Annotated in this window: 33 protein-coding genes and 2 pseudogenes; 34 read left to right on the top strand and 1 reads right to left on the bottom strand. The window is 39.3% G+C overall.

What is annotated here, in order from left to right; genetic code table 11:
* Positions 1-13: 13 nt before the first annotated feature.
* From G4407_RS11835 to tnpB, 17 genes and pseudogenes are all read left to right on the top strand, one after another.
* The gene (locus G4407_RS11835) at positions 14-589 is read left to right on the top strand and encodes a TetR/AcrR family transcriptional regulator (protein WP_173689057.1); all 576 of its coding nucleotides are present in this window, start codon (positions 14-16) and stop codon (positions 587-589) included.
* A gap of 132 nt (positions 590-721) precedes the next feature.
* Positions 722-2,722 (top strand): oleate hydratase, encoded by a 2,001-nt coding sequence (locus G4407_RS11830; protein WP_173689056.1) that lies wholly within the window; start codon positions 722-724, stop codon positions 2,720-2,722.
* Positions 2,723-3,054: 332 nt separating this feature from the next.
* Positions 3,055-3,822 carry a zinc ribbon domain-containing protein gene (locus G4407_RS11825; RefSeq protein ID WP_173689055.1) on the top strand — a complete coding sequence of 256 codons (768 nt, stop codon included), beginning with the start codon at positions 3,055-3,057 and terminating at the stop codon, positions 3,820-3,822.
* Positions 3,823-4,054: 232 nt separating this feature from the next.
* Positions 4,055-4,648: a TetR/AcrR family transcriptional regulator gene (locus tag G4407_RS11820; protein ID WP_173689054.1), complete on the top strand. Its 594-nt coding sequence runs from the start codon at positions 4,055-4,057 to the stop codon at positions 4,646-4,648.
* A gap of 188 nt (positions 4,649-4,836) precedes the next feature.
* Complete coding sequence (locus G4407_RS11815; protein WP_173689053.1) at positions 4,837-5,448, top strand: GNAT family N-acetyltransferase; 612 nt, start codon at positions 4,837-4,839, stop codon at positions 5,446-5,448.
* Between the two features lie 104 nt (positions 5,449-5,552).
* Positions 5,553-5,807: a hypothetical protein gene (locus G4407_RS11810; RefSeq protein ID WP_173689052.1), complete on the top strand. Its 255-nt coding sequence runs from the start codon at positions 5,553-5,555 to the stop codon at positions 5,805-5,807.
* Positions 5,785-5,967 (top strand): cysteine-rich KTR domain-containing protein, encoded by a 183-nt coding sequence (locus G4407_RS11805; RefSeq protein WP_173689051.1) that lies wholly within the window; start codon positions 5,785-5,787, stop codon positions 5,965-5,967. Before G4407_RS11810 ends, G4407_RS11805 begins: the two co-directional genes overlap by 23 nt.
* 80 nt (positions 5,968-6,047) lie before the next feature.
* Positions 6,048-6,986: pseudogene (locus G4407_RS11795) on the top strand (erythromycin esterase family protein).
* Positions 6,987-7,145: 159 nt separating this feature from the next.
* On the top strand, positions 7,146-8,057 hold the full coding sequence (locus G4407_RS11790) for an ABC transporter ATP-binding protein (RefSeq protein WP_173689048.1): 912 nt from the start codon (positions 7,146-7,148) through the stop codon (positions 8,055-8,057).
* Complete coding sequence (locus G4407_RS11785; protein ID WP_173689047.1) at positions 8,057-8,959, top strand: ABC transporter permease; 903 nt, start codon at positions 8,057-8,059, stop codon at positions 8,957-8,959. The genes G4407_RS11790 and G4407_RS11785 overlap by 1 nt, the downstream gene beginning before the upstream one ends.
* Before the next feature lie 152 nt (positions 8,960-9,111).
* Positions 9,112-9,771, top strand: coding sequence for a phosphatase PAP2 family protein (locus G4407_RS11780; protein ID WP_173689046.1), 660 nt, complete (start codon positions 9,112-9,114; stop codon positions 9,769-9,771).
* 30 nt (positions 9,772-9,801) lie between these two features.
* Complete coding sequence (locus G4407_RS11775; protein ID WP_173689045.1) at positions 9,802-10,407, top strand: helix-turn-helix domain-containing protein; 606 nt, start codon at positions 9,802-9,804, stop codon at positions 10,405-10,407.
* Positions 10,408-10,420: 13 nt separating this feature from the next.
* The gene (locus tag G4407_RS11770; RefSeq protein WP_173689044.1) at positions 10,421-10,582 is read left to right on the top strand and encodes a hypothetical protein; all 162 of its coding nucleotides are present in this window, start codon (positions 10,421-10,423) and stop codon (positions 10,580-10,582) included.
* Positions 10,554-10,790, top strand: coding sequence for a recombinase family protein (locus G4407_RS11765; protein ID WP_330586070.1), 237 nt, complete (start codon positions 10,554-10,556; stop codon positions 10,788-10,790). The genes G4407_RS11770 and G4407_RS11765 overlap by 29 nt, the downstream gene beginning before the upstream one ends.
* A gap of 263 nt (positions 10,791-11,053) precedes the next feature.
* Positions 11,054-11,326 carry a hypothetical protein gene (locus tag G4407_RS11760; protein WP_173689043.1) on the top strand — a complete coding sequence of 91 codons (273 nt, stop codon included), beginning with the start codon at positions 11,054-11,056 and terminating at the stop codon, positions 11,324-11,326.
* A gap of 177 nt (positions 11,327-11,503) precedes the next feature.
* Positions 11,504-11,887, top strand: coding sequence for an IS66 family insertion sequence element accessory protein TnpA (gene tnpA, locus G4407_RS11755; protein WP_173689042.1), 384 nt, complete (start codon positions 11,504-11,506; stop codon positions 11,885-11,887).
* Positions 11,881-12,240, top strand: a complete 360-nt coding sequence (gene tnpB, locus G4407_RS11750) for an IS66 family insertion sequence element accessory protein TnpB (protein WP_274597658.1) — start codon at positions 11,881-11,883, stop codon at positions 12,238-12,240. The genes tnpA and tnpB overlap by 7 nt, the downstream gene beginning before the upstream one ends.
* Positions 12,241-12,304: 64 nt before the next feature.
* Here tnpB and G4407_RS11745 read toward each other — a convergent pair whose 3' ends face one another.
* Entirely contained in the window at positions 12,305-12,499 is a 195-nt protein-coding gene (locus tag G4407_RS11745; RefSeq protein ID WP_173689040.1) for a hypothetical protein, read from the bottom strand.
* A gap of 51 nt (positions 12,500-12,550) precedes the next feature.
* On the opposite strand from G4407_RS11745, the gene tnpC reads away from it, so the two are divergent.
* The 17 genes and pseudogenes from tnpC to G4407_RS11665 all read left to right on the top strand — a co-directional run bounded on the left by tnpC (position 12,551) and on the right by G4407_RS11665 (position 24,221).
* A complete protein-coding gene (gene tnpC, locus G4407_RS11740; protein WP_243259214.1) occupies positions 12,551-14,263 on the top strand; it encodes an IS66 family transposase in 1,713 nt (570 codons plus the stop codon).
* Positions 14,264-14,378: 115 nt separating this feature from the next.
* The gene (locus G4407_RS11735) at positions 14,379-15,146 is read left to right on the top strand and encodes a PHP domain-containing protein (protein ID WP_179963148.1); all 768 of its coding nucleotides are present in this window, start codon (positions 14,379-14,381) and stop codon (positions 15,144-15,146) included.
* 95 nt (positions 15,147-15,241) lie between these two features.
* Positions 15,242-17,092 carry a hypothetical protein gene (locus tag G4407_RS11730; RefSeq protein ID WP_173689039.1) on the top strand — a complete coding sequence of 617 codons (1,851 nt, stop codon included), beginning with the start codon at positions 15,242-15,244 and terminating at the stop codon, positions 17,090-17,092.
* Positions 17,093-17,488: 396 nt separating this feature from the next.
* Complete coding sequence (locus tag G4407_RS16745) at positions 17,489-17,614, top strand: hypothetical protein (protein WP_274597657.1); 126 nt, start codon at positions 17,489-17,491, stop codon at positions 17,612-17,614.
* 146 nt (positions 17,615-17,760) lie between these two features.
* Positions 17,761-18,375, top strand: a complete 615-nt coding sequence (locus G4407_RS11725; protein WP_173689038.1) for a TetR/AcrR family transcriptional regulator — start codon at positions 17,761-17,763, stop codon at positions 18,373-18,375.
* A 14-nt stretch (positions 18,376-18,389) separates the two neighbouring features.
* Positions 18,390-18,585, top strand: a pseudogene (locus G4407_RS11720) (cysteine-rich KTR domain-containing protein).
* Positions 18,586-18,634: 49 nt separating this feature from the next.
* Positions 18,635-19,141: a flavodoxin domain-containing protein gene (locus tag G4407_RS11715; protein ID WP_173689036.1), complete on the top strand. Its 507-nt coding sequence runs from the start codon at positions 18,635-18,637 to the stop codon at positions 19,139-19,141.
* Positions 19,142-19,156: 15 nt separating this feature from the next.
* Positions 19,157-19,573 carry a hypothetical protein gene (locus G4407_RS11710; protein ID WP_173689035.1) on the top strand — a complete coding sequence of 139 codons (417 nt, stop codon included), beginning with the start codon at positions 19,157-19,159 and terminating at the stop codon, positions 19,571-19,573.
* A gap of 10 nt (positions 19,574-19,583) precedes the next feature.
* Positions 19,584-20,060, top strand: a complete 477-nt coding sequence (locus G4407_RS11705; RefSeq protein WP_173689034.1) for a GNAT family N-acetyltransferase — start codon at positions 19,584-19,586, stop codon at positions 20,058-20,060.
* Positions 20,061-20,094: 34 nt separating this feature from the next.
* The gene (locus tag G4407_RS11700; RefSeq protein WP_173689033.1) at positions 20,095-20,748 is read left to right on the top strand and encodes a hypothetical protein; all 654 of its coding nucleotides are present in this window, start codon (positions 20,095-20,097) and stop codon (positions 20,746-20,748) included.
* Between the two features lie 25 nt (positions 20,749-20,773).
* On the top strand, positions 20,774-21,127 hold the full coding sequence (locus tag G4407_RS11695) for a CatA-like O-acetyltransferase (RefSeq protein WP_201856675.1): 354 nt from the start codon (positions 20,774-20,776) through the stop codon (positions 21,125-21,127).
* A complete protein-coding gene (locus G4407_RS11690) occupies positions 21,069-21,443 on the top strand; it encodes a hypothetical protein (RefSeq protein ID WP_330586069.1) in 375 nt (124 codons plus the stop codon). Before G4407_RS11695 ends, G4407_RS11690 begins: the two co-directional genes overlap by 59 nt.
* A 13-nt stretch (positions 21,444-21,456) precedes the next feature.
* Positions 21,457-22,077: a CatB-related O-acetyltransferase gene (locus G4407_RS11685; protein WP_173689031.1), complete on the top strand. Its 621-nt coding sequence runs from the start codon at positions 21,457-21,459 to the stop codon at positions 22,075-22,077.
* Between the two features lie 82 nt (positions 22,078-22,159).
* Positions 22,160-22,684 carry a PadR family transcriptional regulator gene (locus G4407_RS11680; protein ID WP_118701651.1) on the top strand — a complete coding sequence of 175 codons (525 nt, stop codon included), beginning with the start codon at positions 22,160-22,162 and terminating at the stop codon, positions 22,682-22,684.
* 4 nt (positions 22,685-22,688) lie between these two features.
* Positions 22,689-23,111 (top strand): YjdF family protein, encoded by a 423-nt coding sequence (locus tag G4407_RS11675; RefSeq protein WP_173689030.1) that lies wholly within the window; start codon positions 22,689-22,691, stop codon positions 23,109-23,111.
* Positions 23,112-23,474: 363 nt separating this feature from the next.
* A complete protein-coding gene (locus tag G4407_RS11670; protein WP_173689029.1) occupies positions 23,475-23,858 on the top strand; it encodes a VOC family protein in 384 nt (127 codons plus the stop codon).
* A gap of 33 nt (positions 23,859-23,891) precedes the next feature.
* A complete protein-coding gene (locus G4407_RS11665) occupies positions 23,892-24,221 on the top strand; it encodes a TfoX/Sxy family protein (protein ID WP_173689028.1) in 330 nt (109 codons plus the stop codon).
* Positions 24,222-24,429: the final 208 nt, after the last annotated feature.

Genomic DNA, 24,429 nt, shown 5'->3' with positions numbered 1-24,429 from the left:
AAGGAAAGATGCTATGGTGAATCAGACAAAACAAGTTCTGGAAGAATCTCTGAAAAAGTTAATGCTTCATAAGCCACTTGATAAAATAACGATCCGTGATCTGACGGAAGATTGCGGAATCAGTCGCATGGCATTTTACTATCATTTTAAAGATATTTATGATCTGGTTGAGTGGGCCTGCTTAGAAGATGCGACACGTGCCCTTGCCGGAAAAAAGACCTATGATACCTGGTCGGAAGGTCTGGTACAGATTTTTGATGCCGTTTATGAGAATAAACCTTTTATTCTGAATGCTTACCGTTGTATCAGCAGGGATCAGATAGAAAGTTTTTTGTTTCATCTGACATCAGATCTATTGATGAACGTTGTAGAAGAAAAGGCGGAAGAAACAAATATTTCCGAAGAAGACAGGCGTTTTATTGCTGATTTTTATAAATATAGTTTTGTAGGAATTATGCTTGACTGGATCAAGCAGGGAATGAAAGATGATTATGTGGATCTTGCAAAAAAGATCAGCATTACGATCCATGGAAGTCTTACTAATTCTATTGAGAACTTTGCAGTTATTTCCGAAAAGGAAAAGCTTTAATACTATTCGAGAGAAACTTTACAAAAGAGGGCAGATGATAAGTTTTTTATCACTTGTCCTTTTTTGTAAATTGAAAATCCTCACAAAAAATCATATGATAGCCACAACAAGTTTTGAAAGGTGGTTATCATTATGGCAAATAAAAAATCGAAACTCGGTGTGATCTCTGCGGTGGCAGCAGGAACAGGAACAGCAATCTATCTCGCACAGAAGGCTAAAAAAGAATCCGGCAATTCTTCGGAATCCAATACTTCTATATTTGGAAAAAAATCATCTGCCGGTTCTTCTGTTCCGAATAATTATCGCAATACAGAACGTGGAAAATATGACCGTAACAGTAAAGGAATCTATTATTCCAACGGAAACTATGAAGCATTTGCACATCCTGAAAAACCGGAAGGTGTTGATGAAAAACATGCCTATATCGTAGGAAGCGGACTTGCTTCACTTGCAGCTGCATGTTTCCTTGTTCGTGATGCTCAGATGCCGGGATCGCATATCCATATTCTGGAGGCAATGGATATCGCCGGAGGCGCCTGTGACGGAATCTATGATTCTTCCCGCGGATACGTAATGCGTGGCGGACGAGAGATGGAAAACCATTTCGAATGTCTCTGGGATCTTTTCAGAAGCATTCCATCCATCGAAACACCGGGAGTTTCGGTACTTGACGAATACTACTGGCTCAATAAGCATGATCCGAACTACTCTCTTTGCCGTGCAACGGTAAATCGTGGAGAAGATGCACATACAGACGGAAAATTTAATCTTAGTCAGAAAGGCTGTATGGAGATTATGAAGCTCTTCATGACAAAGGATGAAGATCTTTATGATAAGAAGATTGAAGATGTTTTCGATGAGGAAGTATTTGATTCCACATTCTGGCTTTACTGGAGAACCATGTTTGCATTTGAAAACTGGCACAGTGCCTTGGAAATGAAATTATATTTCCAGAGATTTATCCACCATATCGCAGGACTGCCTGATTTCAGTGCACTGAAATTTACAAAATATAACCAGTACGAATCACTTATCCTTCCAATGCAGAAATATCTGGAAGAAGCAGGTGTAGATTTCCAGTTCAATACAGAAGTTACAAATGTTGTATTTAAATTTGAAGGAAATAAAAAGATTGCTTCAGCAATTGAGTGTAAGGTAAACGGACAGGAAAGAGGCATTGTTCTGACAGAAAACGATCTTGTGTTTGTTACAAACGGAAGCTGTACAGAAGGAACTATTTACGGAGATCAGAATCATGCACCGAACGGGGATGCAGAAGTCCGTACAAGCGGAGTGTGGAGTCTCTGGAAAAATATTGCAAGTCAGGATCCTTCTTTTGGACATCCTGAAAAATTCTGTTCTGATATTTCCAAGACAAATTGGGAGTCTGCGACAGTTACAACACTGGATGAAAAGATCATTCCATATATCACAGATATCTGTAAACGTGATCCACGTACCGGAAATGTTGTAACGGGTGGTATTGTCAGCTGTCAAGATTCCAGCTGGCTCCTTAGCTGGACCATCAATCGTCAGGGACAGTTTAAGGATCAGGATAAAGACAAAGTCTGTGTCTGGGTTTACGGATTATTTACAGATGTACCGGGAGATTATATCAAGAAACCGATGAAAGATTGTACCGGAAAAGAAATCACCGCTGAATGGCTCTATCATCTTGGTGTGCCGGAAGATCAGATCATGGATCTGGCAGAAAACAGTGCAGTCTGCGTACCGACAATGATGCCTTATATTACAGCATTTTTCATGCCGCGTACGAAAGGTGACCGCCCGGATGTTATTCCGGATGGATGCGTCAACTTTGCATTCCTTGGACAGTTTGCAGAGACTCCGAGAGATACTGTGTTCACAACAGAGTATTCGGTGCGTACAGCAATGGAAGCTGTCTATGGGCTTCTCAAAGTTGACCGCGGGGTTCCGGAAGTATGGGGAAGTGTCTATGATATCCGTGAGCTTCTTGACAGCTCCGTAAAACTTATGGATGGAAAATCTCCGCTTGAAATCCAGCTTCCGGGTCCTCTGAATGCACTGAAAAAACCGCTTCTGAAGCTTGTAAAAGGAAATGTGATCGAAAAGGTACTTCGTGATCATAACGTGCTGAAAGACGGAATGTAGAATAAAAACAGATAAATTTCATATTGGGAAGGATGTGGCTTGTTTTTAGTCACATCCTTTTCTTATTTCATAGGAAATTCCGAAGGAACTTCCTATGAAATAAAAGGCACTACGTGCCGGAGATGCGCACTCGCACGAAGATGAAGAATGTCGCAAGCGACTGCGCTCGGCGCGAGAATGTGCCAAGGCACATTCTTTTTAGTCTTTCGGTATTCTCTGGGAGAATATCCTTTCAGCTTTTGGAAAAGTCGACTGAAATGCTTATCGCAACAGCAGGTTGCTTTTCATCCAGCAGATTTATCGATATGATAAAGATAACGGAGGTGACGACTATGGAAACAAAAAATATTATTTTGAAACTTCGCACGGAAAGAGGAATGTCACAGGACGAGCTGGCAGATAAAATCATGGTAACAAGGCAGGCAGTATCACGTTGGGAAAATGGTGATACCGTTCCCAATACTGATACACTTAAGCTCTTATCTAAAGAATTTGATGTCTCAATCAATACGCTTTTGGGAGAACCCAGAAAGCTGATCTGTCAGTGCTGTGGCATGCCTATTGATGATGATTCCATATTGGGACGTGATAAGGATGGCACATTAAATGAGGAGTATTGTAAATGGTGCTATGCAGATGGAACATACACATATAACGATATGGATGAATTGATTGATGTGTGTGTAAAGAATATGGTAAATGAAAACTTTACCGAAAAACAGGCACAATCTTATTTGAAAGAAATGCTTCCAAAATTAGATTACTGGAAAAGATATGATGAACTTAGTGACAATGGGCAGTTTGAAGAGTTTAAAAAGCAATTGATAAACGAAATAAATGATCTGCATATAGACGGACTTCCAAGGGTAGACAAGCTAAATGCACTTGTGGGGAAATATGTGAATCTGGAATATACTCTGCCTAATGGACGAAAAGTGAAATTTCTTGATGATCAGAAAACCTATCTGGGGAATCAACTGGAGTCTGAATTTGGAGGAGACAGGTGCTTCGGTATTCTTGCAAGTATGGATTTTATTCTGGTATGTACATATGAGAAGGCTGGTGAAAACCCAGAGCTGTTGATTTATAAAAAGAGATAATATAAGCAAAAAGAAAAGTCTTGACAAATAAACGATCGTTTACTATTATAAAGATGTAAACGGTCGTTTATTTATTTACGCGAGCAACGAGCCAAAGTCTGTGCTTGCACAAGACCTTGGCGTTGCCAAGCGCCAGTGACGCTTGTTCGGCAACGACCGGAACGAAGTGTAGATGCCGCGATAACTTGAGAAACTCGCGGAGCGTGTTTCTCATAGTTTGGAGGAAATGTGTATGGGAAATAGGAAAGAGGAAATATTAATTGTGGCACTGCATCTGTTTGCCAGAGATGGTTATGAGGCTGTCTCAGTCAGCCAGATAGCAGGAGAACTTGATATGACAAAAGGGGCATTGTACCGTCATTACAAAAGCAAAAGAGATATTTTTGACTGTATTGTGCAGCGTATGGAGCAGCAGGATGGCGAACAGGCAACAGAATATGATATGCCGGAAGAGGAAAAAGAAAAAATGCCTGAAAAGTATGAGACAGTATCACTGGATGATTTTGTGGAATACAGCAAGTCTATGTTTGAATACTGGACAGAGGATGATTTTGCATCATCGTTTCGGAAGATGCTGACCATAGAGCAGTTTCGCAGTGAAGAGATGCAGAATTTATATCAGCAATATCTGGCATCCGGACCGGCAGAATACGTGAAGGATTTGTTCAAAAGTATGGAAATGAAAAATCCAGAAGAAACTGCGGTTCAATTTTATGCAAATATGTTTTTCTATTATAGCATGTATGATGGAGCAGCAGATAAGGCGAAAGTAAAATGCCAGTTTGAACAGATGCTGAACAAAATGGTAGAAGAAATGAAACAGTAAAATAAGAGCCAGACGCTTAAGACGCAGAGCCGTTAATTCTGATACTGAAAAATCAGGATTATCGGTTTTTATTTACGCGAGTAGCGAGAAAAATCGCATGCTTGCATGCAGATTTGGCGAGCACCGCGATAACTCGAGAAACTCGCAAAGCGTGTTTCTCGTAGTTTTTAAGAGAGGACATAAAAGAAATGGAAAAAAGTAATATTATGATTCGTTTAGAGAAAAAGGAAGAACATCAGAAAGTAGAAAATTTGGTAAGAGACAGCTTTTGGAATGTGTATCGTCCAGGATGCCTTGAGCATTATGTATTGCATCAGCTCAGAAATGATCCGGCATTTGTTCCGGAACTGGATTTTGTGATGTTTCTTAATGAAAATGGCAAAGAGGACAAGCTGATCGGTCAGAATATGTTTATGAGAACAACTATTAAAGCAGATGATGGAAGATATATTCCAATTATGACGATGGGACCAATCTGTATCAAGAATGAATATAAGCGGAAAGGATATGGTAAAATCCTGCTTGATTATTCATTGGAGAAAGCTGCAGAGCTTGGCTGTGGAGCACTATGCTTTGAAGGAAATATTGATTTTTACGGTAAGAGTGGATTCAGACAGGCAAGCGAGTATGGCATTCGATATCATGGATTGCCAGAGGGGGAAGATGCATCATTCTTCTTGTGTAAAGAACTTGTACCGGGTTATCTTAACGGGATTACTGGAGAGTATGCAACACCGGAAAGCTATCTTGTAGATGAGCAGGAGGCAGAAGAGTTTGATAAGCAGTTTCCATTGACTTAGCATTAGAAAATTCTAATCTGTTTCGTTTCCTTTACATGGGAGAGCGAAGCCAGCTGCTAAGTACAGGCTTCGAGTTACAGACGAATAATCAAGATGCCGCTAATATGTATCAGGAGATGGCAGAACTGCTTGGGATTACACCAAGACAGGTAATGGATTTTGCGATGACAATGATGGTGTATACACAGGGGATAGGAACCCTTATTGCATCAGGAATCGTCAAGGATACGAAAGAAAATATGTATCGTATGCTTCATAATACCGGTATGACATATTTAAAAGGCTTAGGTGTGAAGGACAGCACTTTGTGGGATTTATCAGGAGGTGACAGGTCAGATGAAAGCAGTAGTAACGGATAAATGGATCTTGTGTCCGGTATGTGGTGCAAAAACACGGACACAGATACTGGATGATACGGAATTAAAGCATTTTCCGCTGTTTTGTCCTAAATGTAAAAAAAGTTTTATTATCAATGTAAAGGATCATATAGTGGATTATCAATCTATTGCCAGACGCTAAGACGCAGAGCAGAAACGAAATGTTTTTTGCCTGCGTCTTTTTAATAGTTGAGTTAAAGATTGGAAAGGGGCAACAGTGTGATGAAGAAGAATATGAAAAAGCATTCTTTTATCAAACGTACAGTATGTATCATTTTGATTATAGGCTGTATTATAACAGGGGTTTACTCTTATTATGGAGGGATTGGAACAGGAAAATGTGCCAATGTAAATGAATTTGAAAAATATGCGGTAACAGTTGAAGATCTTTCAATTCCGGAACAGGCAAAGATTGTGGCATTAGGTGAAGCAACTCATGGAAATAAGGAATTTCAACAATTAAAGCTGGATATATTCAAAATCATGGTAGAAGATTATGGAGTCCGGGCGTTTTCATTAGAAGGAGATTATGGTGGATGTGAGGCTGTTAACCGCTATATTCATGGCGGTGATGGAACGGTAAAAGATGCTGTTTCTGCTATTGGTTTTGCAATTTGTCAGACAGAAGAAATGGAAAATTTGATCTCGTGGATGCTGGAGTATAATAAATCTGCAGCACAGGGTAATGATATTTGATTTTATGGTTTTGACATGCAAAGAAGAGAATATAGTTATCAGTATTTGTTGGAAGCAGTAAAAAATGCGGGAATGGATGCAGAAGAACTGGAGAAAATCTGGAATCAGGATAAACTGGAATATACAGATGGATATACGGCAGAGCAGCGAGAAAAGATAATTGAAGATGTAAAAAGAGAGTTTGAAGAGAAAGACACATTACAGAATGCGTCGGCAGTTCATTTAGCCGATGTGCTTCTTCAGAATATGGAACTTGGCAAATACATAGACAATGCAGGAGAAATCAATATCCACAGGGATAAAATGATGGCTGAAAACATTATGTGGATATTAAAGCAGGAAGAAGCAAGAGGGAATGGACGTATTTTTATCTCCGGACATAACGGACATGTGAAGAAATCAGGAAATTATGATGCGATGATTTATGTTTCGGATGCTCATCCGATAAAAGTGATAGAAGATTAGAAAAAGATTGACAAGTTACCGATGGGTTACTATAATGTAAGCTACCAAATGGTAACTGTTGGAGAATGGAGGAGGATGAACAGCATTAGTCAGGACACGATCCTGATAGGCGGAATGACCGCCAATGTTAACAGGTTTCAATGAAGCAAAGGAGAAAATATGGAATCAGATATCATTAAAATCAGCCACCTGAATAAATGCTTTGGCGAAGTAAAAGCGGTAAATGATTTGAGCTTTCGTGTGAAAAAAGGAGAATTGTTTGCGTTTCTTGGAGTAAACGGTGCGGGGAAAAGCACAACCATTTCTATTCTCTGCGGACTGCTGAAAAAAGACAGTGGAACGGTTCAGGTAAATGGAATAGAAACTGACAAAGCCGGCGCACAGACAAAAAGGATGCTTGGTGTTGTATTTCAGGATAGCGTACTTGATAAACCGCTTACGGTTAAAGAAAACCTAATGAGCAGAGCAGCTTTGTATGGCATTACAGGAAATGCCTTTGATAAGAGATTACAGGAGCTGGTCGAGATTCTGGATTTTGACGAGTTCTTAAACAGACCTGTAGGTAAGCTGTCGGGAGGGCAGAGAAGAAGAATTGATATTGCCCGTGCATTATTGCACAGACCGGAGATTTTGATTCTTGACGAGCCTACAACCGGGCTTGATCCGCAGACAAGACAGTTAATCTGGAATGTTATCGAGACGCTTCAGAAAACAGAAAATATGACAGTATTTCTAACCACACATTATATGGAGGAGGCTGCTAATGCCGGGTATGTTGTGATTCTTGATAAAGGAAGTATTGCAGCGGAAGGTACACCGTTTGAACTAAAAAATGATTATGTGCAGGATATCGTGTCTGTTTATGGTGTTTCTGAAGATGAAATAAAGTCATTGAACAGAGAATATAAAAAAATACGTGACGGATATCAGATAAAAGTAAAAAATACGAAGGAAGCTACGGAACTTATTGTAGAACATCAGGAGCTGTTTAGGGATTATGAGGTAGTAAAAGGCGGTATGGATGATGTGTTTCTTGCAGTCACAGGAAAAAGGCTTGGAGGTGAGCATTGATGAGAACAGTATTGGCATTAATGAACAGGAACAGGAAACTGTTTTTTAAAGATAAAGGTATGCTGTTTACGTCAATGATCACACCCGTCATTTTGATTGTTCTGTATGCTACGTTTCTTGCAAAAGTTTTCAGAGATTCTTTTACAGCGGCGATTCCGGATATGATCACGATTTCGGATAAGCTCATCAATGGAACCGTGGCAGCACAGCTGACAGCATCACTTATGGCAGTGAGCTGTATTACTGTAACATTCTGTGTGAATCTGACTATGGTGCAGGACAAGGCAAACGGAACAAGGAAGGATTTTAATGTTTCGCCTGTCAGCAAGGGGAAAATTTATTTAGGATATTTTCTGTCAACAGTTGCTAATTCTTTGATGGTCAATGGACTTGCGTTTGTATTATGCCTGGGATATTTACTTAAAATGGGATGGTATATGAATGCAGCAGATGTATTATGGGTTTTATTTGATATGATATTGCTCGTCCTGTTTGGAAGTACGCTCTCAAGTATCATTAGCTTTCCATTGACAACACAGGGACAGCTTTCAGCTGTGGGTACAATTGTCAGCGCAGGATATGGTTTTATATGTGGTGCTTATATGCCGATTTCAAATTTTGGTTCAGGTCTTCAGAAGGCGCTGTCTTATCTTCCGAGTACCTATGCCACTTCATTGATTAAGAATCATATGCTTCACGGAGTTTTCAGAGAGATGGAGAGAAAACATTATCCGGATGAAATGGTTGAAGTGATAAGAGACACTCTTGATTGCAATCCGGTATTTCATGGAAATGTGGTAAGGGTAAATCAGATGATCGGCATTATGATGGGAAGCATAACTGTATTTGGAATAATTTATTATTTGGTTACATTGCTGCCAGAGGGTGAAGGCGGACGATAGAAAATATTATTTTCGGCGGGTGAAAGTCGCGTGTTTCACCTGATGACACGATAGGTGTCGCTCATGTGACAGCACGATTCTTACTATTTTTCGTAGTATATGTTACCTTCCAATCAGCCAACAGGTAAAAAAGAAAAGGAAGGTAAAATAAAATGAAGAAAAACGGAAAGAAGCTATTAATTTTAGGAACTGCGTTACTTGTAATGTTTGTAATCTGGACATGTTTAATACAATGTGTGGATGTGCAGTCGGTAGGACAGAAGGACACGGAGATTGGATTCGCAACCTTTAACTGCTGGTTTCACAGAGTTACCGGAGTACACATGGCAATCTATACGATTACCGACTGGTTAGGTCTTGTACCGATATTTGTATGTATGACATTTGGTGGAGTTGGTTTCGTACAACTGATAAAAAGGAAAAGTCTTTTTAAGGTTGACAGAGATCTGATTTTCCTTGGAATTTATTATGTAGCAGTGATTTTGGGATATCTGATTTTTGAGATGATTCCGATTAATTACAGACCAATTCTGATTGATGGGATGCTTGAGGCATCTTATCCATCATCTACAACGCTGCTTGTACTAAGCGTTATGCCTACTTTGGTATATCAGGTAAATCGCAGAAGCACAAATCTGTTGCTTAGAAGATTTGTGTGTGTAATGTCAATCATTTTTTCTACATTTATGGTGTTTGGAAGACTGGTTGCAGGAGTGCATTGGTTTACGGATATCGTTGGTGCTATGATTTTGAGTGCGGGGCTGTATTGCTTGTACAAAGCAATGGTTCTGTTATTTTGTGATGATAAGTAATTACGAGTGAGAATGAATGGAGGTTCTGCCATGGAATTTAATGAAAAACTGAAAGAGTTAAGAAGCAGCAGAGGCTTAACACAGGAAGAATTGGCAGAAGCTCTGTTTGTTTCAAGGACAGCTATTTCGAAGTGGGAATCGGGCAGAGGGTATCCGAGTATTGATTCGCTAAAAGAAATTTCGTCGTTTTTCGCTGTGACAATTGATGAACTGTTGTCTGGGGAAAAATTACTTTCAATTGCGGAGAAAGAAAATAAATCCAATATGCAGAATCTGTGCAGCATTCTGATCGGGGCTATTGACTTGTTTCATTTTCTGCTGATTGTGCTGCCTCTGTATCCAAAATCAATGAAAGAATATATTGCATCCGTAAATCTGTTCGGCTATGCAGAAACATCAGCCTTTAACAGGATGGTTTATTGGGTATTGTTCTTTTTATTAATGTTAATTGGAGTTGTAGAGATCATAGTTACGCAGTTAAAAATTGAAAAAGTATACAAGATGGTAATTGTATTTTCCATATTGCTTGGTATCGCAGCAGTACTGTTTCTGGCTTTGACAGGGGAGACATATGCAACAGCACTGGCATTTCTGCTTTTGGTGTTGAAAGCAGGTTTATACATGAAAGGAAGATAGAGAGGTAAGATTCATGAGACAATTAGTTCTATATATTCATGGAAAAGGTGGAAATGCTATGGAAGCGGACCATTATAAAACATTATTTGCAGGATATGATGTGGTAGGACTGGATTACCATGCAGACAATCCGTGGGAGGCAATAAATGAATTTAATGGGCACATTCATTGCTGACCTTGTGTTACAGATACTATCATTTGTTGCGCAGAATGAGCGTGAGAACATCAGAAAAAGACAGGCACAGGGCATAGCAGTGGCGAAAGCAAAGGGCGTAAAATTTGACAGACCAGAAATTGTACTTCCAGAGAATTTTGGGGACTTGTCTATAAATGGGAAAAGAAAAGGTTTCCTTTATCGGAAGTCTTGGAAGTGTGCAAAATGAGTGGAGCTATGTTTTATAGGAAATTAAGGGAATATCGCTTATTACAGCAGAAATAGTCTGTTCTGAACTATTAAAAGGTACATTTTTTGCAAAAAATATAATCTGGCAATCTTAGCAAAAATTACATCTTCAAAGCTGTTCTAAATGATTAATTTATTGAAAAACAGGCGTTTTCAGCTATACTTGAATACTAGATAATGATATAATAGCTATTAAAGAGTGTACCTTTTGAGAAAAGTCAAGGAAAGGAGCAGAAAGTAAATATGAAACAAAGATATTTGAAAAAGCCTTGTTCATTTTTGCTGGTAAGTGCAATGGTATTGACTATGTTTCCGGCATTTAGTACCAGCGTTCATGCAGAAGAAAATCAATCGCCAACGAAAGAGCAGTTTTCAACTGTTGAAGAATTAAAAAGCTATGATACAAATGATAATGACGGAGTGAAAAACCCTGCAAAAGTCTATTTCGGAAACAACAATCAACAGTGGTGGATTGCAGGAAGTCAAAGTAATAATAGCTTAACGTTATTTTCGTAAGCGATGAATAACCCACCGTTTAGACAGTTTCCTTTTTTCATGAGATAATTCTCTCATGGAGTGGAACTTCTATACATCTTCTATGTTACTTTACTATTCGGACCATTTTACTTCACATCATTAGGGTCCAGTGTAAAAAAACACTCCAAATATTTTTAGAATTAGGAGTGATTTACTTTGAAAAGACATCCGCGCCGATCTGATGAGGAATGGCTAAATATTATTCATGAGTGCCGTACCAGTGGCCTTCCTGATAAAACCTGGTGTGAAGAACATCATATTCACACAAGTAAGTTTTATTATCATATACGCCGCCTGCGGGCCAAGGCATGTGAAATTACAGAACGGGAGGCTACGCTTCCCCAAAAACAGGAAGTTGTTCCGGTTTCTTTTGCAGAGCAGGAATTCTGTATCCCGCCAACCCAAACAGCAGGTGGGGAGGGGATTCATCCTGATACAGTCATCACAATCCGGATGAATGGAATCCAGCTTGATATCTCAAACAGGGCAGCCAGGGAAACGATCGCAAATACGGTCTCTGTGCTGCGGGCATTATGTTAGGTGACATCTCCGGTGTATCAAAAATTTTCCTGATCACCGGCAGGACCGACATGAGAAAGAGTTTCGATGGTTTGATGGCGATCATCCGCGACACCTATCAGCTGGATCCATACGCCAATGCTGTCTATCTGTTCTGCGGAAGGGATAGCCGTAAAATCAAAGCCCTTTACTTTGACAAAACAGGATTCGTCCTGATGCAGAAAAGGCTGGATGGAACCGGACGTTTCCAGTGGCCGAGGACTGCTTCCGAAGCAAGGCTTCTTTCCAGGCAGGAATTCCGGTGGCTTATGGAAGGCCTTTCCATCGACCAGCCAAAGGCAATCAGGGTTGGTGGGCGGAAGAAAGATTTTTAACCTTTGTGCAAAACAGAGATTTTATAAATTTTCATTTCTGTTCCAGGTCAAAGACAATAGGCATTTATCCACCGTCCGCTTCCTGCGGTTTTTGGACTTGTGGATGTTCCCACCCCAGGGACGGCTCTGATTTTTTATCTGTGGATAACTTTCCTGAAAAAAAGCAAAGTGGCATGATATTTACAGCTTTTTGCCCTTTTTCAGGAAAGTTATCCCCCGTCATAATGACGAAGCGAAAATCCCGCTGGTTTGCGCCCATCTTTCTTTTCCTTTATAATAAAGATAAGAAAGAAAAGGACGGATAAAGCCAATGCCTGTAAATCCTGAGGATATGATCCAGCTGCTTATGAAAACAAATGCGGAGCAGGAAGAACGCCTGAAAGAAAAGGACCAGACGATCTCTGACCTGCGTTCCACTGTTGAGGAACTCCGCAACATGGTGACAGATCTTAAAAGTACCATTGCAAACCTGAATGAAACCCTGGATGAGTTTAAGAGAAAGTTTTTTGGTACTTCCAGCGAAAAAGTAAAGAAGGAAATATCCGTGGATCTGTCTGGACAGGATACAGAGCCAGAAGAAACTGTCGTGGTCAAAGAACATACACGTACCAGAAAAAAGAAATCCGTACGTGATGATCTGTATGCCTTGCTCCCCATCCGGGATATCAAATGTGACGTACCGGAATCGGAACGTTTCTGCCCGGACTGCGATGCGCCTATGGAACATCTTGGGTACAAAACTGTCCGTGAGGAACTGAGGATCACCCCTGCGAAGGTAGAACGTGTCAGGTATCTTCAAGAGACCCTGGTCTGTCCGGCCTGCCGCGAGGAGGACGATACAATGATCCGGGCAGCCAAAACACCAACTGCCTTACTTCCCCATAGTCCGGCATCACCGGATATGGTGGCAATGGTCATGTACCAAAAAAGCTGTCTGTATCTTCCCTTCTATCGCCAGGAAAAAGACTGGTTCCAGAAAGGAGTCCCTCTTCCACGGGAAACAGCAGCACACTGGTATAACTACTGTGCGCTGGAATACTTTGCCCCCATATATGAGGCACTTCACCAGGAACTTTTAGGCCGGGAAGTGATCCATGCGGATGAGGTACCATGCCAGGTTCTTCATGAAGAAGGGAAGGAAGCCACCTCAAAATCTTATATGTGGATCTATCTGAGTGGAAGCGATGGGCTTCCGGGGATCGTGCTTTACGATTACCGGCCCGGCAGAGGCGGGGAAAACCCGATCGAATTCCTGTCCGGATTCAAAGGGCTGCTGCACTGTGACGGTTACTCCGCATACGGAAGGATCGAAGATGTGATCCTGGTATGCTGCCTGGCACATTGCCGCAGGAAGTTTTATGAAGCTGTCCCGGCAGGACGCCGGAAAAAGCTGAAGCTTCTGGATATCAATTCAGAAGAGGAACTGAAAGAGCCTTCTTCCGGAATGTCAGATGACAACTGCCTTCTTCCGGCAGAAAAAGGAGTAGCTTTCTGCAACCGTCTGTTTTTCCTGGAACGCTGCTATAAGGAACTTCCTGCAGAGGAACGGAAGCAGAAACGCCAGGAAAAGGAACCGGAAATATGGAATGAATTCTGGTCATGGCTGGGAACCCTGAATCCGACAGGCGCAAGCAAACTTGAAAAAGCAGTAAACTATGCCTTCAACCACAAAGAAACACTGATGAACTATCTTCTTGATGGAAGATGTGAGATTTCAAACAACGCAGCGGAACGGAGGGCAAAGTCTTACGCAACAGCCAGGAAGAACTTTCTGTTTCATGATACGGTTGATGGTGCAAATGCAAGCGCAATCGTCATGAGCCTGATTGAAACAGCCAAGGCAAACAACCTGAACATTTATCAATACCTCTACACACTCTTGCTGTATATGCCGGACTACAAAAATGAGCCCGCAGGCATAAAACAGCTGATGCCGTGGAGTGAATTCATAAAGGGAAACTGTTCAGGAATAACAGATACAGAAAAAATACTGCCGGAAAATCGAGGGGACCTTCCTATCTGAGGTTTCCTAGGAGTCGTACACGGGTGGTTATTCATTGCTTACATAAAAACTGCATAATTACATTATTGTTCCAGAACCATATTTTGCCAAATTAAATGAAAGGAATTCCACAATTATGATACAAATAAATGATTATCCATACTTATATGAAACCCATTTACACACCAGCCAAAGCAGTGCCTGTGCGCAGAACTGCGGTTATGAAATGGCAAGAGCCGCCCATGAGGCTGGCTACACAGGAATTATCGTTACGGATCACAACTGGGGCGGAAACAATTGCATTGACTCCCATCTGCCGTGGAAAGAATGGCTTCGGGAGTTTTCCAAAGGCTATCTGGACGCAAAATCTTATGGCGATGCACATGATTTCGACGTCTATTTTGGTTATGAAGCAGGATATAACGGAACAGAATTTCTCATTTATGGAGTTGATATTGACTGGTTGATCCACCACCCGGAGATAAAAAATGCTGCCATCGAAAAACAATTCCAACTGGTACATTCTGCAGGAGGAATGGTCATCCACGCACACCCATTTCGCGAAGATTGGTACATCCCGGAAATCCGTCTTTATCCCGATTCTGTAGACGGCGTAGAAGGGATCAACGCTACCCATTCCTGCCACAAAAGTACCAGCCATAATGAGAAAAGATTCGACGAAAAAGCCATTGCATATGCCAACAGACACCATCTTCCCATGACCGCCGGTTCTGACATACACAGTACCAATATGTTCGGGGGCGGAGTGGCTTTTAAGCGACGTTTGACATCCATCCAGGATTATTGTCATGCAGTCTTATCAGGAGAAGATTATGTGCTTACAAATGGGGATTATGTGTTTGACAGGTATGGAAACTGCTATAAAGGGGCATATATAAAATAAGTTTCTGCTGATGCCCTCCTAACCTGTAAAATCATGATAAATCGCAGGAATATGTAAAAGGTTTCGCCATATATTGGGGACCTTCTGTAAGTTCTATGGGAGATGGAGTACAATTTGAATCAAATTATATGGCCAATAAAACATATGATGATAAGTGGAACTGTACCTATCCTAATGGAGAACCGACAGAAGTTTTCCCGAATCACTACGGAGCGAGTTATATAAGGAATGTTACCTTAAAAGAGATGGAAACTTCTTTTTTTACAGGTTCAGAACAGGCACTGATAAACGAAACAACGATTTATACGGATGATACGAAAAACAACAGCGTCTATTCCACAACGGATAAGCTGTATTTTGCTTATGGAGACCAAAAAGATGATAAACACATTACTGTGGGAAAGAACAGCGCAAATGATTTGAATGATGGTCTTCGTATCGATCCAAGTTATTGGGGAGAATCTGTTCTTGAATTATTTTGGATTCGTTCACCACTTGTTAGGAATGATGATCCGAATGATGGAAGTAATGTTTTGACCGCGTGGCCTTCTAAGAAGAATCCTTCTTTTAATGGAGCGCAAACAAGCAATGTAGAAAAAATAAGGCCTGCTTTTGAACTGAATTCATCGATGATTCTTTTTGCATCGGCTGTTCCGACAGCAACATCTACAGGTAATTTAACACTGCAGGATACGGATGGAGATGGAGCGTTTACATTACGCTATGACGCTGGTAAGTATAGCAAGAACCTAGGTTCAGCCGTAATTTCTTATGATGATAGCAAGGTTATCTTAACAGATGTTCCAAATGGTACATATCTGGTTACGCAAAACAGCAATGGTGCGTATGCGAAACAAATTACGAATGAAACAGAAGTTTCTGCAAGTGGTATGAATTTAGATAATTTTGCGAATTGCAAGATATGGCTGGAAACAACAGATACAGCAAATAGAATCACATATGCGGCTTTGGCAGAGAAAGAACAAGAAACTGCTGTGAATATTGTTGCGGGTGCGGGATTGAATATCACATCGAATAATGGTGTGCAGGAAGTTGGTCCAAACAAGGCAATTACAGATATTATAGTAGAAGCTGTTGACGGATATTTTCTTCCGGATGGTTATGAGGATGGTATCCAGGGCTTGAACGGATTGACAGTAACAAATATCACTAAAAACGGTTTTACCATTTTAGGTACGCCAGCAAGTGATGTGAATATCACACTGCCACCTGCAACAAAGGCAGTTTACAGCATGCTTTTAAGTGGTGACGGAACATTTACAGGAACTTGCGTAGGATATCAACCAATTAACGCAAAGGAATTTACGATTACAAATAACGGAAATGTTGATTTAGAGAATGTAGATATATCTATCACGGGTACAGATAAGGATAAGTTCGAGTTGAGTGGTGATGGTACTACAACCATCCAGCCAAACGACACTCTAAAAGTAGCAGTAGCACCAAAAGACAGTTTAGCAACAGGTATATATCGGGCAACGCTTACTGTAACAGCAGCTAATGCTCAAATAGCAACAACGGAGCTACAGTTTACTGTAAACGAACATGATTATGTTGCAGTCGTTACACCACCAAATTGCACAGAGAAAGGATATACGACATATACTTGCAGGAATTGTAGTCATAGCTACAAAGGAAATGAGGTAGATGCGACAGGTCATACGTGGGGAGAATGGAAAGTCATCAAGGAAGCAACAACCACAGAAACAGGCAAAAAAGAACGTGTTTGTGAACGTTGTGATTATAAAGAAATAGCAGTCATTTCTATGATTTCCAACAAAGAACAGCCTACTACTTCTACAAAGCCAGATACAGCAGTTAAGACAGGCGATAGTACAAATATTTTGCTGTGGAGTATGGTAACGGTCATTTCCCTTGCAGGAGTAATAACGTTATTGTTCTTCAAGCGTAGAAAATGCAGATAAGGTAGAATGAGGACAGAGACAAAGGTTTCTGTCCTTTTTAGAACGTACTTTTAAGGACTCAAACAACCACCATCGGAGTGATCCAGACGTGGTGGCTGTCGTAAGACATCAAGCCATGCCAGCTTTGCTGGCAAACGGCTGGTTCACTCTGATGGTTGGGCGAGCGTCAGCGAGCCATAAAGCCCCCGTTACCTAACAAGGGGGCACAAGAAACTGGAAACTATATTCTGCAAGGCATAAAAATCCTTTGTTTATGCGCTGTAACGGCATTTTCAAAGTGTGATTTAAAATGTGCCTGCGTCACAATACAAAACTGAATACTGCATATCCGAGGACAGTTGATTTTACATTGACTGTCCTTTTTTCGTGCAACAAAACAGAAAGGATAAGTGATTTATGAACAATGATTTTATACAGGAACTGAAAGAAAAGCGTATACGCTACGGCGTATCACAGTCAAGGATACTGAAAAGCGAGGTCTACATAGAAAACAGCGTGCATAACAAACAGTCTATGGATTAATAAATCAGGTTATCGAGAAACGATGATTAAGTTAGCAATGTTCTTTTGTATTTTCTAATCATAACTGTTGACAAGTGACCGATAGGTAACTATAATTAAAGTGACCAAAGGGTAACTTGATAACAGATTTAAATTAGGAGATAGATGTGGAAAGCAAAGAAAAGAACACAAAGGAAAAAATATTGGAAGAAGCTTTGAAGTTATTTGCACAGAGTGGATATATGGGAACATCCATGAATGATATTGCTTCAAAACTTGGAGTAACCAAGGCTGCATTGTATAAGCATTATAAAAGCAAGCAGGAGATATTGGACAGTATTATTGAAAAAATGAATGAATTGGATATTGAGAGAGTAAAGCAGTATGAAATGCCAGAGGGTGATCTGAAAAAGGTTACAGCTGAGTATAAAGAAACGGCATTTGATAAGATTAAGCAGTTCACAAAGGCGCAGTTTCTTCATTGGACAGAGGAAGAATTTTCAAGCTGTTTTCGTAAGATGCTGACATTGGAACAGTACAGAGAGCCACAGATGGCACAGCTATATCAGAATTACCTTGCAAGCGGACCATTAGCTTATATGGAAGCTTTGTTTTCAGGAATGCTGGGAGATGCAGGAAAAGCCAGACAGACAGCACTTGATTTTTATGGACCTATTTTTTTGCTTTATAGCATATATGATGGAGTAGAAGACAAAAGTTATGTGATAAAGTTACTGGAAGAGCATATGGATCATTTTCTACTGGAAATGCAGATAAGTTGAAAGGGTGAAGTGATTTGAACGATGAATCAGAATATCAGGAATGGATTCTTTGCCCCAAATGTGGAAATAAGACAAGATTGAAATTAAGGAAGGATACGGTACTTACAAATTTTCCTTTGTTTTGTCCGAAGTGTAAAGAAGAAAGCCTGATTGATGCAGAAAAATTTATAGTAAAGGAAGCCAGACGCTAAGACGCAGTGCAGATTGTAATATTACAGTTTTGCACTGCGTCATTTATATTATGGGAGGTCAGATAAGAATGAAAGCAATCATATATACATCAAATACCGGAAGCACAGCGGAGTATGCACAATTACTGGGAAAGGAATTGAATCTTCCGGTACATAGTTTACAGCAGGCAAAAAACAAGGTGCTTTCCGGCAGTGAAATCATTTATCTCGGCTGGATTATGGCAGGAGGAATCAAAGGATATAAAGAGGCAGCAAAATTGTATAAAGTGCGTGCAGTCTGTGGTATCGGCATGGGACAGACAGGCACACAGCTAAAAGAGGTCAGGGATAAAAATGCTATTCCACAGAGGATTCCTTTATTTACGTTACAGGGGAACTTTGATGTGAAGAAACTTCATGGGGCGTATCGTTTCATGATGAATGTCATGGTTAAAACTGTCGGAAAGGGATTGGCAAATAAAACCGACCGTACGCCCGAAGAGGATGATATGTTAGATATGATGGTAAATGGTGGAAAACGAGTATCTTTACAGAATTTGAATGCAGTTACTGAGTGGTATAAAAATTTGAATTAGCAGGAGGTAAAACAGATGAAACTCTATTTTGGAAATATGGTAACAACAGTTACTACACTTATGATTGTATCGCTGGTTGGGTTTGTTGGATACTCAATCAGTAACAGAAGCAACATTAATTTCTGGGGCAGAAGGAGCCTGTTTGTTTTGGCATATGGTCTTGTTATATGCTGCTTTGCAGCGGCAAGGGACGGATTGGATAAAACAATTCAGTATACGATAGATGGAAGCTGTGATCCGGGAATATTTTCACTTGTGAGCGTTCCAAACATCGTTGGATGTGTCGGAGCTGCAATCATAATTATTGCAGCAATAGCAACACCAATTGCAAAGTCACAGCATATGCGTGAGATATGGTTTTATGTGATGTCCGGTGGAGTGATGCTAAAGATTGTAGTTATGGAGATTGCAAGAATTATACAGATGTTTTAGGAGTGTTTTCATGAGAGTAGAGACTGAAAGAATGTATCTTTATCCTTTAAGTGATGAAGAAATGCGGTTGGTTATTGAAAAAGAGTCTGATCCTGAGATGAAACAGGCTTACACGGAGATGCTTGAAGGGAGTCTTTCTCATCCTGACAACAGAATATGGTATGCAGTCTGGAATATGGAATTAAAAAATGCTCCGGGAACGATTGTCGGCGATTTCTGCTTCAAGGGTCTTGGAAAAGATGGCGTAGTGGAAATCGGATATGGATTAAGGGAAGAATTTAGACATCACGGATATATGGTAGAAACTGTAAAAGTAATTACGGAATGGGCTTTATCGATGGAAGGAGTCTGTGCTGTAGAAGCAGAGACAGATCTAAAAAATGTGGCATCGCAGAATGTTTTAATGAAAGCTGGTTTTGTGAAGAATGGAGTAATTGGAGAAGAAGGTCCCAGATTTGTTTACAGAGGAAAAGAAAATGAACGATAATCTGGCAACATAATTGAATTGGAGAAAATTAGTGATGAACAGAGATGGCATTAACAAAACAATATTTTGGTCATTGTTATACATATTCTTGTATTCTGCATGTACAGTAATCGCAAATCTATATTTGCCAAATTTATTATTGATTACTGTAGGAGTTAGCGGAATAATTTACATAATATTCAATCTGTTTTTCATCCCATATAAGAGAGAAAAGCTGTTTGTCAATGGGATTTTTGGAGCCTTGGCTGTTATGTTTGCTGGAATATGGCTTGGAAAACAGCTTGATCTTGAGAGTACGATATCTATCGGAGTTGTTGTGACTACGATGGATATTATTAGTTTTACAAAAATTGGGAAAAGAACTGTTAATGCAAAAGCTATGTCAAATAAAACTGTAGCAGCAAAGTTGTTTGTATATGGATTGGACAAGAATGATGTGCTTATACCGACTTGTGGGTTTGGAGATTATTTGTACTATGCTATGTGGATTTCAGGAACGCATGCATTAAGTTCGTTTGGAATGTCTTATGTATTTGTAGCATTTATGGTATGTGTTGGAACAATCATACAGTCAATCACCGTAAAAGTACTTGCAAAAAGAGATGGATTTAAGGGGTTCCCAGGCACGGTATTTCCTTTTTTATGTACAGTATTGGCATATTTATTATTGTATTATCAAGGCATATAAAATTACTTAGATGGAGGTAATAAGCATGAAACCACAGGAAATAAATCCTCAAGAAACAACAAGAGCAGAGGCATTTGAATTATGGATGAATTCACCAAATCCAATGGTAACTTTTTTCAAGAAAATTGATGTGACAAATCTGGTACATATTAGCAGAAAATATAAATGGAAGTTTAATATGCTGTTATGTTGGTGCATTGGCAGGGCTGCTGGTGAAGTAAAAGAATTTTATATGCTTCCGGTTGATGGAAAACTGTATAAGTATGAGAGACTGGCTGTAAATACTATTGTGAAGAATAGAAACGGAGAGGTCAGCTCCTGTGATATTCCTTATGCAGGCAATGTTATCAGACAGTCATGGACGTGTTTTAATCATTGAACCGGGAATAGGCTATAAAGAAGAACACGAACAATATTCCTTAATAACGAACTATTCTTTGATGAAGCCGGAAAGTACAAAAGATTTTATTGTTCCGGGGGACGATAGATATGAACGTGCTTTGAAAAAATTAGAAAAATATAGCTTCGATTTTTCAATTTCAGACGCAATTCATTTACTTTATGATGTACGTCAAGAGGGCGCATGGGCAACGAGAGTTTCTTTCGTGTATTCTACCAAAGAGCAAACCGTATATTATGTAGAAAATAACCATTTTGAATGTATTCAAACATTCACTTTTCCGTTAGAGCGATAAAGGAGGAACCATTATGTTACAGAAAATTTATCCACGTTCCAAAGATAAAGAAACGGTATATCTTAAAAGTGTTATCACCAACCCTAATATCATAGTGGGCGATTATACTATGTATAATGATTTTGTGAAAGAACCAAAAGACTTTGAAAAAAATAATGTTTTATATCAATACCCTATCAATCAAGACAAATTGATAATTGGGAAATTTTGTTCAATCGCGTGTGGAGCAAAGTTTATTTTCAATAGTGCAAATCATACATTATCGTCCTTATCAACATACCCATTTCCTATTTTTTTTGAAGAATGGGGATTAGACGTAAAAGACATTACAAAGGCATGGGATAATAAAGGAGATATTGTTGTCGGAAATGATGTTTGGATTGGTTATGAAGCAGTCATTTTAGCGGGCGTTACGATTGGCGACGGTGCTATTATCGGAGCGCGAGCAGTTGTAACGAAAGATGTTCCACCTTATACAATCGTGGGCGGTGTACCTGCAAAACCTATACGAAAAAGATTTAATGAGGAAACGATTGATATATTGCTCAAATTAAAATGGTGGGATTGGTCTAAAGAAAAAATAGCAAAAAATATTGCCGCTATTCAATCCGGTAATCTTGGATATTTATTATAAAGGAAACACAGACCATATTTCTCTTGATTTTTACTATCAACAATAGTACTATTGATAATAGTAAAAGGAAAGGAGAAATAATATGTCATCAATAGATTTAGTGGTGCTTGGTATCGTGTTAGAAAAACCGCAAAGTGCTTATGACATACAGAAAGATGTAGAATATCATAACTTATCAAAGTGGACGAAAATAAGTGTGCCGTCAATTTATAGAAAAGTTCTGCAATTAAAAGAAAAAGGCTATTTAGAAAGTGATATTGTAAAAGGAGATAAATTTGCTGATAAAGCGATTTACTCTATTACAGAGAAAGGGAAAGAATATTTTGAAAAGTTAATGTTTGCCTATGCTTCTCAAGATGTTCCTCTCTTATTTGATTTTAATGTGGTAATTGCAAATTTGAATAAAGTTAGTTCAAATGAAGCGATTAAACTTATTGCTCAATTAAGAGAAAGTATAAAAATCTCTGCTAAAGCTAATGAAGATTATGCAATTCAATATGCTACTATCCCACTTGTAGGGAGAACGATTTTTGAACAGCAGAAACTTCTCTATAATTCACTTTTAGAATGGCTTAACAATTTTGAAGCTCAAATGAGTAAGGAATGATGTTATGTCTGTAAAAAGTAGCTTGACGGTCATGTTTGAAGCTCCATTTTGGATTGGCGTATATGAACGATTTGACGAGGGATATTATGAAGTTTGTAAAATCACTTTTGGTAGTGAACCTAAAGACTATGAAGTTTATGATTTTTTACTAAAAAATTGGAATAGCCTTAAATTCAGTCCCCCTATCAAATCAGAAATAACAGAAGAACGAAAAATCAATCCTAAACGTATGCAACGAGAAATCAACAATCAGTTACAAAATAAAGGAATGGGAACCAAAGCACAACAGGCGTTGAAACTTCAACATGAACAAAACAAAATGGAACGAAAAGTTAAAAGTAAAGAACAACGGGAAGCTGAAAAAGAACGCCAGTATGCTTTGCGTCAAGAAAAACGAAAAGCTAAACATAGAGGTGACAAACTATAAACAGTCAAGGGGTTTTAAAAAATTTTTAAAATTGTAAAAAAAGGGTAACCTTAATAAGCCATCTGAACATACCGTATTTCAGATGGATGTAGTCAACTTTGAAGAGTTGGATTTAATGAAGCTTTTGAGTATTAAAGTCTATATCTAGCCTCTCCAATGCATAGATGACTCTAATTAGCTTCTTTGCGACATGAGTAATGGCTACTCGGTGCGGTTTGCCTTCTCCACGTTTCTTGGAGTAATAAGTTGCAAAAGATACATGGACAGATGAATCGGGAGTGGAATGGAACAAAGCTGTAAAATAGTAGAAGAGAAAAGGCAGATTATTAAACAGCTTATCAATACAGAAGTGGAGGAATAATCATGAGAATTGAACATGTTGCACTTTATGTAAGTGATTTGGAAAGTACAAAAAAATTCTTTATGAAATATTTCAGAGCAAAATCTAATGATGGATATCACAATCAGAAAACAGGCTTTTGTTCTTATTTTCTCACATTTGAGGATGGTGCACGTATTGAAATTATGAATATACCGGAAATGGCTGATTTACCGAAGAAACCAGCTCGTACTGGATATTCACATATAGCTTTTAGCGTGGGAAGTAAGGAAAAAGTGGATGCATTGACAGCAGAACTAAAAGCGGATGGTTATGAGGTTATTAGTGGACCTCGGATTACGGGGGATGGATATTACGAAAGCTGCATTGTTGTGGTTGAGGATAATCAAATTGAGATTACAGTATAATGGGAAAATGCAGGTATTTGAAAGGACAAAGACATGGCTTCTAGCAAAGAATATTTACAATTTATATTAGAGCAGTTATCTGATTTGGAAGAAATTAGTTATCGTGCAATGATGGGAGAATATATCATATATTATCGTGACAGGATTGTCGGAGACATATATGATGACAGGTTACTTGTGAAACCGACAAAATCTGCAGTTTCTTATATGGCAACTGCGATTTATGAATTACCGTATGAAGGGGCAAAAGAGATGCTGTTAGTAGAAGATGTTGACAGTAAAGAATATTTGGCTGGACTTTTTAAAGCAATGTATGATGAATTGCTAGTACATAAATCAAACAATAAAATAATGAAGTTTTGATAAGGCATTCACCCGGAATGGGTGAGTGTTTTGCTTTCAAGTATTCAAATAACCGGGAAAATTTTTTCATCAAGAACGACCTACCATTGGTGGCAGGCACAACAGATTTATTAGAGAAAATTAAGTTTTACAAATAAGGTCGCTTACAAGTGTGTAAGTAGGTAATCATCCGTATCTGTTATTCCCCGATTCCCTTTGGTACAATACC

Origin of the sequence: Allocoprococcus comes (assembly GCF_013300725.1) — a bacterium.
Classification (GTDB): domain Bacteria; phylum Bacillota; class Clostridia; order Lachnospirales; family Lachnospiraceae; genus Allocoprococcus; species Allocoprococcus comes_A.
This window is presented reverse-complemented; position numbering and strand designations above follow the sequence as displayed.